At 61.3% G+C, this 14,522-nt stretch carries 16 protein-coding genes; 2 read left to right on the top strand and 14 right to left on the bottom strand.

What is annotated here, in order from left to right; genetic code table 11:
* Nucleotides 1-526: helix-turn-helix domain-containing protein (locus NFV80_RS04580; RefSeq protein WP_295326688.1), on the bottom strand; the 526-nt coding region annotated here is incomplete at its 3' end.
* Nucleotides 527-718: 192 nt separating this feature from the next.
* On the opposite strand from NFV80_RS04580, the gene NFV80_RS04575 reads away from it, so the two are divergent.
* On the top strand, nucleotides 719-1,114 hold the full coding sequence (locus tag NFV80_RS04575) for a hypothetical protein (protein ID WP_295326690.1): 396 nt from the start codon (nucleotides 719-721) through the stop codon (nucleotides 1,112-1,114).
* 93 nt (nucleotides 1,115-1,207) lie between these two features.
* On the opposite strand, the gene NFV80_RS04570 is transcribed toward NFV80_RS04575, so the two are convergent.
* The 7 genes from NFV80_RS04570 to NFV80_RS04540 form a co-directional block, all read right to left on the bottom strand.
* The gene (locus tag NFV80_RS04570; protein WP_295326692.1) at nucleotides 1,208-2,143 is read right to left on the bottom strand and encodes a carbohydrate kinase family protein; all 936 of its coding nucleotides are present in this window, start codon (nucleotides 2,141-2,143) and stop codon (nucleotides 1,208-1,210) included.
* 84 nt (nucleotides 2,144-2,227) lie between these two features.
* The gene (locus NFV80_RS04565; protein ID WP_295326693.1) at nucleotides 2,228-3,160 is read right to left on the bottom strand and encodes a DUF3426 domain-containing protein; all 933 of its coding nucleotides are present in this window, start codon (nucleotides 3,158-3,160) and stop codon (nucleotides 2,228-2,230) included.
* Nucleotides 3,157-4,053 carry a 50S ribosomal protein L11 methyltransferase gene (gene prmA, locus NFV80_RS04560; RefSeq protein WP_295326695.1) on the bottom strand — a complete coding sequence of 299 codons (897 nt, stop codon included), beginning with the start codon at nucleotides 4,051-4,053 and terminating at the stop codon, nucleotides 3,157-3,159. Before prmA ends, NFV80_RS04565 begins: the two co-directional genes overlap by 4 nt.
* Before the next feature lie 16 nt (nucleotides 4,054-4,069).
* The gene (accC, locus tag NFV80_RS04555) at nucleotides 4,070-5,434 is read right to left on the bottom strand and encodes an acetyl-CoA carboxylase biotin carboxylase subunit (protein ID WP_295326697.1); all 1,365 of its coding nucleotides are present in this window, start codon (nucleotides 5,432-5,434) and stop codon (nucleotides 4,070-4,072) included.
* Nucleotides 5,435-5,650: 216 nt separating this feature from the next.
* Nucleotides 5,651-6,085, bottom strand: coding sequence for an acetyl-CoA carboxylase biotin carboxyl carrier protein (gene accB, locus NFV80_RS04550; protein ID WP_295326698.1), 435 nt, complete (start codon nucleotides 6,083-6,085; stop codon nucleotides 5,651-5,653).
* An 82-nt stretch (nucleotides 6,086-6,167) separates the two neighbouring features.
* Complete coding sequence (gene aroQ, locus NFV80_RS04545) at nucleotides 6,168-6,653, bottom strand: type II 3-dehydroquinate dehydratase (RefSeq protein ID WP_295326700.1); 486 nt, start codon at nucleotides 6,651-6,653, stop codon at nucleotides 6,168-6,170.
* Between the two features lie 128 nt (nucleotides 6,654-6,781).
* The gene (locus NFV80_RS04540; RefSeq protein WP_295326702.1) at nucleotides 6,782-7,390 is read right to left on the bottom strand and encodes a hypothetical protein; all 609 of its coding nucleotides are present in this window, start codon (nucleotides 7,388-7,390) and stop codon (nucleotides 6,782-6,784) included.
* 111 nt (nucleotides 7,391-7,501) lie between these two features.
* Here NFV80_RS04540 and mpl point away from each other — a divergent pair, with 111 nt between their 5' ends.
* Complete coding sequence (gene mpl, locus NFV80_RS04535) at nucleotides 7,502-8,893, top strand: UDP-N-acetylmuramate:L-alanyl-gamma-D-glutamyl-meso-diaminopimelate ligase (protein WP_295326703.1); 1,392 nt, start codon at nucleotides 7,502-7,504, stop codon at nucleotides 8,891-8,893.
* Here the strand turns inward: mpl and cyoE are convergent.
* From cyoE to NFV80_RS04505, 6 genes are all read right to left on the bottom strand, one after another.
* Nucleotides 8,864-9,757, bottom strand: a complete 894-nt coding sequence (gene cyoE, locus NFV80_RS04530) for a heme o synthase (RefSeq protein WP_295326739.1) — start codon at nucleotides 9,755-9,757, stop codon at nucleotides 8,864-8,866. The genes mpl and cyoE overlap by 30 nt on opposite strands.
* Before the next feature lie 42 nt (nucleotides 9,758-9,799).
* Nucleotides 9,800-10,441 (bottom strand): SCO family protein, encoded by a 642-nt coding sequence (locus NFV80_RS04525; protein WP_295326705.1) that lies wholly within the window; start codon nucleotides 10,439-10,441, stop codon nucleotides 9,800-9,802.
* 76 nt (nucleotides 10,442-10,517) lie between these two features.
* Complete coding sequence (locus NFV80_RS04520; protein ID WP_295326707.1) at nucleotides 10,518-12,089, bottom strand: cbb3-type cytochrome c oxidase subunit I; 1,572 nt, start codon at nucleotides 12,087-12,089, stop codon at nucleotides 10,518-10,520.
* 20 nt (nucleotides 12,090-12,109) lie between these two features.
* A complete protein-coding gene (locus NFV80_RS04515; RefSeq protein WP_295326708.1) occupies nucleotides 12,110-12,838 on the bottom strand; it encodes a cytochrome c oxidase subunit II in 729 nt (242 codons plus the stop codon).
* Nucleotides 12,831-13,547, bottom strand: coding sequence for an SCO family protein (locus tag NFV80_RS04510; protein WP_295326710.1), 717 nt, complete (start codon nucleotides 13,545-13,547; stop codon nucleotides 12,831-12,833). Before NFV80_RS04510 ends, NFV80_RS04515 begins: the two co-directional genes overlap by 8 nt.
* Nucleotides 13,548-13,612: 65 nt before the next feature.
* The gene (locus tag NFV80_RS04505; protein ID WP_295326711.1) at nucleotides 13,613-14,374 is read right to left on the bottom strand and encodes a heme-copper oxidase subunit III; all 762 of its coding nucleotides are present in this window, start codon (nucleotides 14,372-14,374) and stop codon (nucleotides 13,613-13,615) included.
* Nucleotides 14,375-14,522: the final 148 nt, after the last annotated feature.

Raw genomic sequence — 14,522 nt, 5'->3', positions numbered from 1 at the left:
CGGATGACCCGTACCTCGCTTGGAAACGCCCAAGCGTGAGGCGCGGCGGAGAACAAAGAATGGCCGGCAACTGGCGGCTTGGCTGGGACTGGTGCCGTGGCACCGATTCGTGCCTGCTGCCGTCCTGGTTGATCCTCAGCCCCGGCCACGGGGAACGCTCCCTCCTCTTCCGGTGGACTCCACGCGCCTTGGCTTTGGGAATCAACTCTTCTTCCTGCAACCGGCTCTTCACCCAGGTGTAGCTCCGCGTTCCCCCGTCCTTCCGATACCAGGCAGAGAAGTGCTTCGCACTCCACCCCTCGTGACGCCGACGGTATTTCTCGGTCAACGCCATCACCTCGTCTACCGGCGCCTTCCGGTGCGACACTTGGTCCAGCCGCCGGTCGATCAGCCCTTCCACTCCCGACTCCTCGTACCGCGCCAGGTAACGACGGAACGTCCGCTCACACACCCCCAGCAAGCTCGCCGCTTCCGCCTGCGTCAGCCGCCCCGCTTCCCACCCTCCATACGCTTCTTCAAACCGCATCTTCCTGATCTCCTGTAGCAACTCCGTCCGTCTCATCTCGCTCCTCCTCTGGAGCAACATAAACCGGACAGACCATTTGCTACAAACCCGGACAGATTATGTGTTGCCTACACACTGATCGGATCACTCTCGCGGAATGGCGCCGTGCGTGCTATTTTTCGCAGTCAGAAAGTTTCGAGGGGGATGCGTGAAATGTGGGATCGACTGGTCGCAGGGACCATCCTGCCGCTTGTCCTGGCTGCCTGTACGGCGAGCGGACCGCAGACGCCGGCCGCACCGGCCGCCACCAGAAACAACACGAAGCACGGCAACGAGCAACTGCAGTTCAAGCTCGCCAGCGGCGTCTATCGCTGCGAACAGGGCCAAAGCATCGAGGTGCAGCGGAACTCCCGGAACGATGGGATGATCGAGCTCGTTTGGCAAGGCAATCGCCACTCTCTGCAGCGACACGATTCGAGCTCGGGTCTTCCGCGTTACGAGGATCAGCAGAAGGGCCTGCTGTGGATCGATCTGCCGTGGAAAAGCGTCCTGGTGGACGCCCGCAGTGGCCGGCCCTTGGCCAATGAATGCAAGGCGGCGCAGGGCTGACGTCGACTGGATGTGGCCCGGCGGCAGAGCGGCAGGCGCCAAACGGAGACCGCCGCGGCCGGCCATCGACGGCGACGCGATGGTCGTCCCCGCCTACCAGAGCGGTGTGCCAAAGGCGCGGGCAAAGACCTCGGCGATTTCCTCAAGACCGGGACGATGGTTCTGGCCACCGCGGTGGGCGATCTTGATCGCGCCCATTACCGCCGCCAGCCGGCCGGTCTTCTGCCAATCCCAGCCGGCAGCAATTCCGTAGAGCAGGCCCGAGCGGTAGGCATCGCCACAGCCGGTCGGATCGACGACGGCGTCCGGCTCGACGCAGGGAATCTCGTAGCGCTGACCGTCGGCGTAGATGCGCGAGCCGGCGCCGCCGAGAGTGACGACCATCGCCTCGACCTCGGCGGCGAGTTGCTCCATGGTTCGGCCAGTGCGGTCGCACAGCAACTTCGCTTCGTAATCGTTGAAACACGCATAGGTCGCCAGCCGCATGAAGGTCATCAACTCGTCACCGGAAAACATCGGCATGCCCTGACCGGGATCGAAGATGAAGGGAACGCCGATTGCCGCCAGATCGGCGGCGTGCTGCAGCATGCCGTCACGCCCGTCGGGAGCGACGATGGCGAGCGTGACGCCGGGCACGTCGGCGACCCGATTGAGGTGAGAGAGAGTCATCGCTCCCGGATGAAAGGCGGTGATCTGATTGTCGTCGAGATCGGTGGTGATGAACGCCTGGGCAGTAAAACAGCCCGCAATCCGGCGCAGGTGCGCGCGCGACAGTCCGTGATCGCTCAACCGAACCAGGTAGGGATCGGCGTCCTCGCCAACAGTGGCCATGATCAGCGGATCCTCGCCCAGCAATTTCAGATTGTAGGCAATATTGCCCGCACAACCGCCATACTCCCGACGCATCTCGGGCACGAGAAACGCGACGTTGAGAATGTGAATCTGCTCGGGCAGGATGTGATTCTTGAACCGGTCATGGAAGACCATGATGTTGTCAAAGGCGATGGAACCGCAAATGAGCGTGGGCATGTGTTTTCCGTGGTTCTGGTAGGGTGGAAAAGTATACCATCGGAGCCGGCGCGCGCCCCTGGCAACCAGCCGCGGCCAGCCCCGTCAGGGATAGAAGACGTAGAGCCGGTAGCCTGCGGCAGGGACGCCCTTTGCCTCCAGCCACAGGCGAATCTCGACTTCGGCGCCGGCGGCAAACGACTCCTCGTCGAGCGCCGCGACCGGCAGATACTCGTCCGGCTGAATCACACGGCGCACGATTGGCTTGTCATTGGTGTCGGTGAGCGTCAATTCGAGCGCCGGATACGCCTGCGCATAGGACGCCCGATTGCGCAGCGTCGCCTGGAGAACCAGCAGCTTGTTTGCCGCGGGATCGGTCTGCAGATCGGACGCCTCGATACTCAACAAGTCGGCACGCCTGGGCAATGGCATGTCGCTGCCCAAGGCGGCGCTCATCGCCGCAAGCGCAGGCCCGACGGCAGGCAGGACAACGCCGATGGCGACCCGAAAATGAAAGACGACTTGGGCGACAAGCGTCAGCGCCAGCAATGCGGCTACGATCGCGAACGGCCTGACTACGCTCCGGTCGGCACGAGTTGCCTGGACGCCGCCTTTTTCTTCCAGCCAGCGGCCGTGATCCCTCGCGTCCTCATCGGCATGCGCTGCGCCACCGCCGTTTTCGCCAGTGCCATGCTCCGCGCCAGCAGGCAGCGCTTGGACCGCCGGCGATGCGATGGCCAACTCGTCCGAGCCTCGTTCAGTCGCCGCTTCGCCATCGTCCTGCGCGCTGTCCACATTTGCCAAGCGGTGCTCCGTGAGCATTTCGCGAGCGGCGTCGGATTCGCTGGCAATTTCCTGCGGCGCCGCCGCTGCCGTCACCGGCGTCGGTGCCATGCGGCTGGCGTCGTCGTCGAGCAGACGATCGATAGCGTTGAACACGGCGCGGCAGTTGCCGCAGCGGACCTTGCCGGCACGCACCCGAAGTTGCTCGGGAGTGATCCGGAATATGGTCTGACAGCTCGGGCAACAGGTATTCACGCCCTATCCTTGACGCCGGCCAGGCAGACCCAGCCGTCACGAGTGCCGGCGGGACGCAACGGGAGGTACGGAGCGTAGGCAGCGATCAGTTCGTCGCCCTGTTCGACGAGAATTCCTGACAGCACCAGACTGCCGCCTGGACGGACGTGCGCGCTGATCGCTGGCGCCAGAACCTTTAGCGGGTTGGCGAGAATGTTGGCCAGTACGAGGTCGAACTGCCCGCACAGCTCGCGTGCCGAGTCGCTGAAGCAGGCTTCGACACCATTCCGTTGCGCATTGTCGCGCGCGGCGATCACCGCCTGCGGATCGATATCGACACCCACTACCCCGGCCGCGCCAAGTCGGGCCGCGGCGATCGCCAGGATCCCCGAACCACAGCCATAATCGAGCACCGACATGCCGGCAGTGACACCTTGCGCCAGCCATTCCAGGCAAAGGAGTGTGGTGGGGTGCGAACCCGTTCCGAACGCCAAGCCGGGATCGAGCACCACGATGATGGCGTCCGGATCAGGCGCCGCGTGCCACGAAGGAACGATCCAGAGACGTTCCGTGACGCGAATCGGAGAGAATTGCGACTGAGTCAACCGTACCCAGTCCTGCTCGGCGACTTCTTCCTCGGTGTAGGCGGGCAAGTCGCCGAGACCGGCCTGTGCCGCACAGGTCGCCAGCAATTGGTCGACGTCGGCGTCGGGCGGGAGCAGCGCGCTGACTCGGGAACGCTCCCAGCCGGGCTGGCTGATCGCACCCGGCTCGCCAAACTGGGGCTGTTCGGCGGCCGTTCCGGCGTCGGCATCCTCGATGCTGGCGGCCAGCGCCCCGGCATCGAGCAGCGCGTCGGCAAGTGCATCGGCGTGCCGACAATCGGTCAGGATGCTGAGAGAGAGCCAAGCCATCGCCATTCGCGCGCGTTCAGTCGCCCTTCTTGACCTCGTCCTTGGCGGCGAGCCTTTGCTCGAGATAGTGGATGCTGGTTCCGCCCTCCATGAAACGGGCGTCGTGCATGAGCTCCTGATGCAGCGCGATGTTGGTCTTGATTCCCTCGATGCTCATTTCGGAAAGTGCGACGCGCATGCGGCGAATCGCCTGGTCGCGGCTGTCGCCGTAGGCGATCACCTTGGCAACCATCGAGTCATAGTGCGACGGAATGGTGTAGCCCTGATAAATATGCGAGTCAACGCGAATGCCGGGCCCACCCGGCGGGTGATAGAAAGCAACCTTGCCTGGCGATGGCACGAAAGTGAACGGATCCTCGGCATTGATCCGGCATTCGATGGCATGACCGCGGAAGGTCAGGTCGCGCTGCCGGAAGCGCAATTTTTCACCGGCAGCGATGCGAATCTGCTCGGCAACCAGATCGACTCCGGTGATCTGCTCGGTAACCGGATGCTCGACCTGAATGCGGGTGTTCATCTCGATGAAGTAGAACTCGTTGTTCTCGTAGAGGAACTCGAAAGTCCCCGCGCCACGATAGTTGAGTCGCCGGCACGCATCGGCACAACGTTCGCCGATGCGCACGATGTGCCGGCTGGCGATGCCCGGGGCCGGCGCCTCCTCGATGATCTTCTGGTGACGACGCTGCATCGAGCAGTCGCGTTCGCCGAGGTAGACGGCATTCCGGAAACTGTCCGCCAGTACCTGAATCTCGACGTGGCGTGGATTTTCCAGGTATTTCTCGAGATACACCTGCGGGTTGCCGAAGAAGTTTTGCGCCTCCGAGCGAGTCATGTTTACGGCGTTGATCAGCGCCGCCTCGGTATGGACGACGCGCATGCCGCGGCCACCGCCACCACCGGCCGCCTTGATGATGACCGGGTAACCGATCGCTTTGGCGATTTGCAGGATCTCCATGGGATCTTCGGGCAACGCGCCATCCGATCCGGGGACGCAGGGGACACCGGCAACGCGCATGGCTTCCTTGGCAAAGACCTTGTCCCCCATCAGGCGGATGGTCTCCGGACGAGGACCGATGAACACGAAGCCCGAAGATTCGACGCGTTCGGCAAAGTCGGCGTTTTCGGAGAGGAAGCCGTAGCCCGGATGGATGGCCTGGGCGTCGGTAACCTCGGCCGCAGAGATGATCGCCGGCACGTTGAGGTAGCTCTGGGCGGAAGGTGCCGGCCCAATGCAGACGGATTCGTCCGCCAGCCTGACGTACTTTGCCTCGCGATCGGCCTCGGAATGGACGACTACGGTCCGGATGCCGAGTTCACGGCATGCACGTTGAATGCGGAGTGCGATTTCTCCGCGATTGGCGATGAGGACTTTCCCGAACATGGCGGTACCGCATCCTTAATGTGATCGTCGCTTCAGCGACTCGTGAAACTCGCTTCGCCCGCTTGCCGGGAAAGGGCCGTGGATCGAAACGGGGCTTTCATGGGGCGCGACTATTGGCCCGCGGATAGTTCGGGCACGCGCTTGGGAATCCTCCCGGCACGGCCGCGGAACGGTCACGACGTGCAAATCCGGCCTGCCGCAGGAATACCATGACTGTCAGCCGATGATGAACAGTGGTTCGCCATACTCGACCGGCTGGCCGTTCTCGATCAGGATCGCCTTGACCGTGCCTGCGAACTCGGCCTCAATCTCGTTGAGCAATTTCATCGCTTCGATGATGCACAGCGTGTCGCCAACCTTGACCACGCTGCCGACCTCGACAAAGGGTTCGGCACCGGGACTCGAAGCGCGGTAGAAGGTACCGACCATCGGCGCCTTGACTGCATCTCCTGCAGGAAGCTCGGGCTCCACGGGAGCTGCAACCACGGCAGGGACCGCTGCGGCGACGGTCGGCACGAGCGGCAGCGAGACGGGCTGCGCTGTTCCCTGCTTGACGATGCGGACCCTTTCCTCTGCGTCGTTGATCTCGAGCTCGGTGATGCTCGACTCCTCGACAAGGTCTATGAGCTTCTTCAGTTTTCGCAGATCCATGTACTCACTCCGGGTGGTCGTTGTTGTGTGCGGATCAAGCCCAGAGCGGTCGCCGGACAGGGCACGCATCTGGCCAGCAGACTTACTCCGCGGCGATCCGGCTCAATAAATATTCGAGCGCCAGCAGGTAACCCTCGCTGCCCAACCCGCTGATCACCCCAATCGCCAGATCGGAGAAGTACGACTGCCGGCGAAACGGCTCGCGGGCATGCACGTTTGACAGATGGACTTCGACGAAGGGAATCTCCGTAGCGGCCAGCGCATCGCGCAGGGCAATGCTGGTATGCGTGTAGGCGGCGGGATTGATGATCAGGTAGCGCACTCCCTGTGCGCGTGCGGCATGAACCCGTTCGATCAGGGCTCCCTCGTGGTTGCTCTGGAAGGCTTCCAGGTGCACTCCCGCAGCATCGGCACGATGCGCCAGCGCCAGATTGATCTCCGCCAGTGTGCGCGTACCGTAATGCTTCGGTTCGCGCGTGCCGAGCAAATTGAGATTGGGTCCGTGCACCACGAGCAATTCCGGCGGGTTGGGTGTGTTGCCGGTTTTCGACGAAGTTTGCTTCCTCATGGCCTCAAGTTTGCAGCAAATGACGGCATCTTGTCCAGCAACAGCGTACCAGGCTTGGGGCAATTCGCGCTGCCGTTAGCCAGGCAGTGCGCAGCGAGGCGGGGCGATCACCAGCCGGACACGTCAGCTTACCGGGCAGGTGGTGCGCTCTCTGCCAGCAGTTTTTCAACGGTTTCGAGGCGGGCGCGCTCCCGGACTTGCCCGTCCCGCGTCCGGAAATTCAGCCGCTCGTCTTCACGCGGATAGATGACCAGGTTGGCCACCGCTTCCTCGCCGACTATCGTCAGGACCGCTTCCGCACGCTCACTGCGCGGCCGGCTGTGACGGTACTCGATGCGCTCGTTGAGCAGGAAGATCTCGACGTCCTTGGCACTATCCGGGAACAACTGAATGTCGATCTCGGCAAAACGTCCGGCGGTCCCGTCGAGCACCGAACCGGTCAGATAGGGGTTGAAGCGACGCATCATGGCCATCAAGCGAGCGGCAGCGCGCAGCAGACGGATGCTCCTTGCCTGCTGCTCGTCCTCGTGGAACAGACGCTGGTAAATCCGCAATTCGCCATGCACCTCGCTGTCGTCCGGCATTGCCGCGGTTTCCGGCAGGCCGAGTCGGCGTGCCGCCTTGCGCTTGGCCATCGCCGGATCGCCAATGCCGTCCTCGGTCAGCAATCGGGCCGCCAGGGTGGCAATTCGGGTCCGCTGCTGGGACTTGCGGGAGCGTTCCGGGCGGCGGCTCATCGATCCATCCTGAAGTGTTCCGGAGAAGGCGCACTTCGTGCAAGGCGCCCGGCGACGCAGGCAGGGGTACAATCGCGTCTGATCGCGCTGATTCTAACTTGGATTCGGTACATGCACATTCACATTCTCGGCATTGGCGGCACCTTCATGGCAGGCTTGGCGCTACTGGCGCGAGCTGCGGGACATCGGGTAACGGGTTGCGACAGCGGCATCTACCCGCCGATGAGCACGCAGCTCATGACCGCCGAAATCGAGTTCATCGAAGGCTACGACGCTGCGCAGACTGCCTTCGAGCCCGACTGCTACGTGGTAGGTAACGCGATTTCGCGCGGGAACCCCTTGCTCGAAGCGATCCTGGATCGAGGTCTGCCATTCGTTTCCGGGCCACAGTGGCTCGCGGAGCACATTCTCCGTGGGCGCTGGGTGATGGCTGTGGCGGGAACCCACGGCAAGACCACCGTCTCGGCGATGCTGGCGTGGATCCTCGAGGACGCGGGCTTGAGTCCCGCTTTCCTGGTGGGTGGCGTACCGCTGAACTTTGGAGTTTCGGCGCGGCTTTCCGGCATCAGCACGGATTCTCCATTTTTCGTCATTGAAGCCGACGAGTACGACACGGCTTTCTGCGACAAGCGCTCCAAGTTCATCCACTACCGTCCGCGAACCGCCATCCTGAACAATCTCGAATTCGATCATGCGGACATCTTCCCTGACCTTGGCGCGATCGAGACGCAGTTTCACCACCTCGTGCGCACGCTGCCGAGCCAGGGTCTGGTCGTCTCCAACGCCGCCGAAAGCAGCCTCGAACGCGTCCTGGCGCGTGGCTGCTGGACTCAGGTCGAGCGCTTCAACGACGCCGCTGGCTGGCGAGCGACCGGCAACGACGCCGATGGGTCGTTGCAATTGCTCTGCGGCCAGGAAGCGATCGGCAGCGTTCGCTGGGGCCTAACGGGCGAACACAATCGCAACAATGCGGTGGCGGCACTGCTCGCCGCGCGCCACGCGGGGGTGCCGTTTGCCCGAAGCCTGAACGCATTGGCACGATTCAAGAGCGTCAAGCGGCGCCTCGAACTCCGGGGCAGTGCAGCCGGCGTCGACGTTTACGACGACTTCGCGCACCATCCCACGGCGATTGCAAAGACTCTCGCCGGTCTGCGCAGCAAAGTGGGCAGCGCCCGCATCCTCGCAGTTCTCGAGCCACGTTCCAACACCATGAAACTGGGAGTGATGAAGGCCTCTTTGCCCGGCAGTCTCGGCGATGCCACCCAGATTTTCTGCTATGCGGCGAACCTCGGCTGGAACGCGGCGGAGGTGCTTTCGCCATTGGGGGAGAAGGCTGTCGTCGACGATCAGCTTGACCGTTTGGTGGCACGCATTGCTGCAAGTGCGAGCGCGGGAGATCAAGTCCTGGTGATGAGCAATGGGAGCTTTGGCGGCATCCACGAGAAGCTGCTGGCGGCGCTTGCCGCCGAAAGCTCAGTGCAGGAAGTGATCGGCCAGCAGTGATGCGAATAGCAATGTCAGGTAGAGGATCGAATAGCGAAAGGTCAACCTCGCCAGCTTGTCACTGTAGTTGCGCCACAGAGTGACACTGTAGACGAGAAAGATCGAATCGAGAATCAGGGCAGCGACCAGATACCAGGGGCCGCTCATACCAAGGGTGTATGGCAGGACAGTCGCAATGGTCAGCAGGACGACGTAGAGCAGACTGTGCCGGCAAGTGAAAGGTATGCCACGGGTCACCGGCAACATGGGCAGCCCTGACCTGGCGTAGTCGGCGCAGCGGTAGCAGGCGAGAGCCCAGAAGTGAGGCGGCGTCCAGAGCAAAATGATGAGGAACAGCAGCCAGGCTTCGGCCGGCACTTCACCGGTCACCGCGGCCCAGCCGAGTACGGGCGGCATCGCCCCGGCAGCGCCACCGATCACGATGTTCTGCGGGGTTCTTGGCTTGAGATAGAGCGTGTAGATCACCGCGTAGCCGACGAAGGTCGCCAGCGTCAGCCACATGGTCAGTGGATTGACCAGGCGATAGAGGAGGGACAGACCCACTCCGCCGAGGACGCCGGAGAAAAAGAAGGTCTCGAACGCCCCCACCTCGCCTCTTGGCAGCGGCCGGGCTCGCGTCCGTGCCATTTGCGAGTCGATGTGTTCTTCGATCAGACAATTGACGGCAGCCGCCGCACCGGCTACGAGTGCAATGCCAAGCATCCCCGCAATCAGAATCTGCAGTGGCACCGGCCCGGGCGAGGCAAGGAACATGCCGATGCCTGCACAGAAGACGATCAGTGAAATTACCCGAGGCTTGGTCATCGCGCCGAAAGCACGCGCCCGCACCGCAGTGCTCTGCAAAATTTGTGAAATCGCAATCATCATCAAGTACCTTCGTGTTCGGGCCGGCGGTGCCCGCCTTGTTCAGCCAGCGACCGTCAGCGCGGCGTAGTCGTGCAACATCGACTGCAGGTCATGCGGCGGCAAGAATACCGCACGGACGCGGCCGCGTGGGCTGACGAGATAGATTCCCGCGGAATGATCGACAACGTAGCTGCTCCCACCTTCCTGGGGCTGACGCCGGTAATAGACACCGAGCGTCTCGGCGAGTGGAGACAGTGCTTTCTCGCTGCCCGTAACACCAACAAAGTTCGCATCAAATGCACTCGTATAGCGTTTCAGGACGTTGGGAGTATCACGGTTCGGGTCTACCGATACCATCACCACTCGCGGCGGAACGAGCCCGCGTTGCAGAAGAGAGCTCTTGAACTCCTTGAGCAGGAGCAGCGTTGCCGGACAGACGTCCGGGCACGAAGTATAGCCAAAGAAGAGCAGCGTCCAGTGTCCGGCCAACGAGCGATTGTCAAAGGCGTCCCCCTCGCTCTGCAGCGAAAAGGCCGGCAGTGATTGTTCCTCGGGAAACACGGTTGCCGCCGACAGCTGCGGCTTCGCCGGATCGACGGCCGGCGCCTGTCGCGACGGCAGCGAGCGCCAGATCAATGCAGAGGCAAGCAGCGCGATCAGCAGACCGCCAAGTGCCGTCATTGCCCATAGCCGTTTGCTCATTCGCGGTGCTTCATTTCCTTGGCAATGAACTGAAAGGGCGCCCGCAGGCGCCCCGAGGACTTCAAGCGGAAAGTGCTCAACTCTTGCCGTAAGCGTACGGCGTCCACTCAGCACCCACTGCTGGCGGTGTCGGCCAGTTACCGTGCGGCGGCGGAGAAACCGTCGTCCATTCGAGCGACATCGAACCCCACGGGTTGTTACCGGCCGGACGACCCTTGATCGCGCCGATGATCCAGTTGAGCAGAGCGATCGCGAAACCGATGCCGAGAATGACCGCGCCAATCGTCATCAGTTGGTGGGCACCTTCGAATTGGGGAAACTGCGAGTAGTCGTAATAGCGGCGCGGCATCCCCTTTACGCCGATGTCCATCATCGTCCAGAAGACGATATTGGTTCCCACGAAGGTAACCCAGAAGCCCAATTTTCCCCAGAACTCGTTGTACATCTTGCCGGTCATCTTCGGAAACCAGTAGTAGACTCCCGCGAAAATGGAGAACGTTCCGGCGACGGCCATCACGTAATGGAAATGACCGACCACGTAGTAGCTGCGGGCAAGATGCACGGTCAACGAGGTAACGGCAAGCGGAATTCCCGTCAAGCCGCCGATCAGGAACAGAAAGAGCACGCCAAGCGCATAGAGCATGGGGGTTTCGAAGGTGATTGAACCCTTGTACAGCGTTCCCACCAGACTGATCAGCATCAGGCCGACCGGAACCGAGATCAGCAATGTCGTCACCATCTGGCCAACGCGGATCCAATCAACCATTCCCGAGACATACAGGTGATGGACCCAGACTTCCCCGGCCAACAGGACGATTCCGAAGATGCCCCCATAAACCGCCGCCTTGTAATTGAACACCTTGTTCTTGGCGAAGGTCGCGACGATCTCGAACAGGACACCGAAGAACGGCAGGAAGATCACGTACACGGCGGGATGCGAATAGAACCAGAACAGGTTCTGGTAGGTCAGGACATCGCCTCCCTGCGTCGGGTCAAAGAAATGTGTCCCCAGATACTTGTCCATGCTGATCAGAGTAACCGCCGTCCCCAACACCGGAACGAAAATCAGCTGGAGGATGAACGCCCCGACGACGCACCAGACGAAGATGTTCAGCTTGTTCCAGGTCAGGCCCGGGGCGCGCATGTACGCAATGGTAGTCAGGAAGTTGACTCCTCCCAGGATCGAGGCGAAACCGAGGACCAGCACCGTGAAGGTATATAACGCGGTGTTGCCCGTAGTTATGGTCGAATACGGGGGATAGCCGGTCCACATGACATCCGGCGGATCCGGGATGAAGAACGTCAACAGCGCGAGAATCACGCCGACGTAGAACAGCCATACAGACAATGCGTTCACGCGCGGAAACGCGACATCCTTGGCGCCAATCATCAACGGAATGCAGAAATTGGCAAAGAATCCGGTGAGAGCCGGAATCTGGAAACCGAGAATCATTACCGCGCCATGTGCGTAAAGCCAGACGTTATAGCTGGAAGGATTGTTGGTGATCGTGGGGCCGATCGATGAAAGCTCGATGCGCATCAGCAGCGCCATGACTCCGGCGACGATGAAAGCCGCAATCGAGCCGATCAGGTAGAGCACTCCGACCCGCTTGTGGTCCGTGGTGAAAATCCATTCCTTGAGGTTCATGTCCCATATCCTCCCGTCACTCAACTGCTCTTCTTGGCCGCGGTGCCGCTGGCCTCATACCATGCCTTGAACTCTTCCGGCGTCTTCACGATCACGCGTCCCGCCATGTACGAGTGCATCACTCCGCAGTACGCAGCGCAGGTCACGATATGCTCCTTTCCCGCTTCCTTGGGCAGGAACCAAAGATAGGTTACGCGGCCCGGCATCGAGTCTTCCTTGACCCGGAAATCCGGAATGAAATGGTTGTGAAGAGTGTCGCGACTCGTCATGCGCAACAGAATCGGCTTCCCGGCAGGGACTATCAGCTGATTCTGCGTGTGGGCGCCATTGGGATAGGTGTAGTCCCAACTGTACATGCCCGATTCAAGCTGAATTTCGAGGCGATCAGCAGGAACGTCCCGGTAGGAATTCCACAGCACCCATCCATTGGCGGCGATGAAAAAGTCATCCGCCATGAAGACGAAAACCGGGATGATCACCCATCCAATCGCGGCGGCGGTAGAGAGGGTCGGGCCGCTGCCAACCGTCGGCCCCCCAGGCACCCGTCGATAGCGCCAGATGAAGTAAGCGGTCATCAGCGCAAAGAGAATGCCGATCACCGTGATGTCGATGATCACCTCGCGCCAAAGGTGATCCCATCCGGGAGCCGGGTCCACGATGCGCGCATCGCCATAACCGGCTGCCATCACGCCGGCGCTAGCGACCACCATGACCGTCGCCGCCGCACAGTGCTTGAGTGCCCTATTCATGCAACCTCCCAATCTTCCTTCGATAACCCCATACCCCAAGACCCATCACACTCAGACCAAGGAGCAGAGAACCCACACCCGCGACTAGCGAGTAATTCAGTTGATACCTGCCTTCTTCATAGTTGTAGCTGAAGCACGCACCGGTCAGCATGTCAAACACAGCTGTCGAATTCGATATGCGCTCCCAGTCCGCGTCGGTAAGTGCCAACTCGATCGTCCGCGCATCCATTCGTGTTCCGTAGATATACCGCGCCACCCGACCTTCCGGAGTGACAAAGACCAGCACGTTCGGGTGAAGAAAGGCCTTCGCGCCATCGGACCAGAAGAAGCGAAAACCGATACTTCCAACAAACGACGGGATATCCTTCTCCGCGAGAATGGCGTGCCGCCAGCCATCCCGCCAGGCAGCGGGCAATCCTCCCGTCTTGCGGAGAAATTCCGCGGCCGTTCCCGGCGAATCGCGTCTGTCGAACGAGACGGTCAGAACACGGTAATCGCGGCCCAGACGAAAGCGATCGATTTTGCCAAGCACCTTCGCCAGCTCGCCATTCATCGTCGGGCAGGTGCCGTCACAGCCGTAATACGAAAGCAACAGGATCAACGGCTTGCCAAACATCTGCGCCAAACTGAAAGCGCGCCCGTCGCTGTCTACCAACTCCACGGCACCATTCAGACGACTGCCGAGGAACTGCGGCTCGTCGATACGCATGACCGAGCTATCTGGCGTACTGTTCGGGGTGGGTTCACTGACAGCGAACGCCACCGCCGCAGACGTTACCAGAAGTAAACCTGAGAGACGACGAAGAACCAAATGATGTCCACGAAGTGCCAATAGAGGCTGGCCGTACGCCAGAAACTGCTCGAAATCTTCCCTTTGAGCGCGGGGAACAGTCCCGCGGTAAAGATCCCCAGACCGACGATCACGTGCGAACCATGCAGACCGGTGATCGAGTAGAAGACCGTGCCGAAACTATTGGTGGCGATGGTAAAACCCTCGTGGATCAGGTGGCTCCACTCGTAGATCGACATGCCAAGGAAGGTGAGACCCAGGGCCATGGTCAGCAGCAGCCATCTGGTGAACGCCGATCGGTTTCCGTCATGCATATGCTCTTCGGCCATGTGGATCGTGATCGACGAGCTGACCAGCACGATGGTCATGACAATGGGGTAAACCACGGGCAATGGGGGAGTCCCGGCCGGCGGCCACGACGGCGCCGAGAGGCGCATGTACCAGTAGTACGCGAAGAAACTCATGAAGATCATCGCTTCAGCGAGGATGAACCAGCCCATCGCTCCGTAGGCGAGACCTTCTCCCGTGCCCATCGCCTCGCCGGTCCAACCGGCGACGCCACCAAAGATCAGCGGGATGCCAATTCCGAAAGCGATCAACGCCATGAAGCTCTGGTGATAGACGAAATGCAAACTGAAGGCCAGACTCCAGGCCAGAATGCCGACGCTGATGATCGCCGGCCAGATACTGGTATCCCAGTGAGCATGACCAGCATGGTGGGCGTGGGCAGCATCGTGTTCGGACATCGCGAATCCTCCCTTCGGGGTCCTTGGTGGTTGGCAAATCTTGTTGCAGGCCCGGTTGCCAGCAGGCCAACGACTCTTCATAATACCGTGCCTGCGACAAATCGCCGCGGAAGTATGACAGATTGACCAGCACCGTGCAAAGTTAAAT

Source organism: Accumulibacter sp. (assembly GCF_023806565.1).
Classification (GTDB): domain Bacteria; phylum Pseudomonadota; class Gammaproteobacteria; order Burkholderiales; family Rhodocyclaceae; genus Accumulibacter.
This window is presented reverse-complemented; position numbering and strand designations above follow the sequence as displayed.

What these genes read in the sequence shown, in the direction of transcription:
- NFV80_RS04505 (WP_295326711.1), bottom strand. Translation starts at nt 14,374, where the DNA reads ATGTCCGAACACGATGCTGCCCACGCCCACCATGCTGGTCATGCTCAC.
- NFV80_RS04515 (WP_295326708.1), bottom strand. Translation starts at nt 12,838, where the DNA reads ATGAATAGGGCACTCAAGCACTGTGCGGCGGCGACGGTCATGGTGGTC.
- NFV80_RS04540 (WP_295326702.1), bottom strand. Translation starts at nt 7,390, where the DNA reads ATGAGCCGCCGCCCGGAACGCTCCCGCAAGTCCCAGCAGCGGACCCGA.
- cyoE (WP_295326739.1), bottom strand. Translation starts at nt 9,757, where the DNA reads ATGATTGCGATTTCACAAATTTTGCAGAGCACTGCGGTGCGGGCGCGT.
- NFV80_RS04520 (WP_295326707.1), bottom strand. Translation starts at nt 12,089, where the DNA reads ATGAACCTCAAGGAATGGATTTTCACCACGGACCACAAGCGGGTCGGA.
- mpl (WP_295326703.1), top strand. Translation starts at nt 7,502, where the DNA reads ATGCACATTCACATTCTCGGCATTGGCGGCACCTTCATGGCAGGCTTG.
- NFV80_RS04510 (WP_295326710.1), bottom strand. Translation starts at nt 13,547, where the DNA reads ATGCGTATCGACGAGCCGCAGTTCCTCGGCAGTCGTCTGAATGGTGCC.
- NFV80_RS04525 (WP_295326705.1), bottom strand. Translation starts at nt 10,441, where the DNA reads ATGAGCAAACGGCTATGGGCAATGACGGCACTTGGCGGTCTGCTGATC.
- prmA (WP_295326695.1), bottom strand. Translation starts at nt 4,053, where the DNA reads ATGGCTTGGCTCTCTCTCAGCATCCTGACCGATTGTCGGCACGCCGAT.
- aroQ (WP_295326700.1), bottom strand. Translation starts at nt 6,653, where the DNA reads ATGAGGAAGCAAACTTCGTCGAAAACCGGCAACACACCCAACCCGCCG.
- NFV80_RS04575 (WP_295326690.1), top strand. Translation starts at nt 719, where the DNA reads ATGTGGGATCGACTGGTCGCAGGGACCATCCTGCCGCTTGTCCTGGCT.
- NFV80_RS04570 (WP_295326692.1), bottom strand. Translation starts at nt 2,143, where the DNA reads ATGCCCACGCTCATTTGCGGTTCCATCGCCTTTGACAACATCATGGTC.
- accC (WP_295326697.1), bottom strand. Translation starts at nt 5,434, where the DNA reads ATGTTCGGGAAAGTCCTCATCGCCAATCGCGGAGAAATCGCACTCCGC.
- accB (WP_295326698.1), bottom strand. Translation starts at nt 6,085, where the DNA reads ATGGATCTGCGAAAACTGAAGAAGCTCATAGACCTTGTCGAGGAGTCG.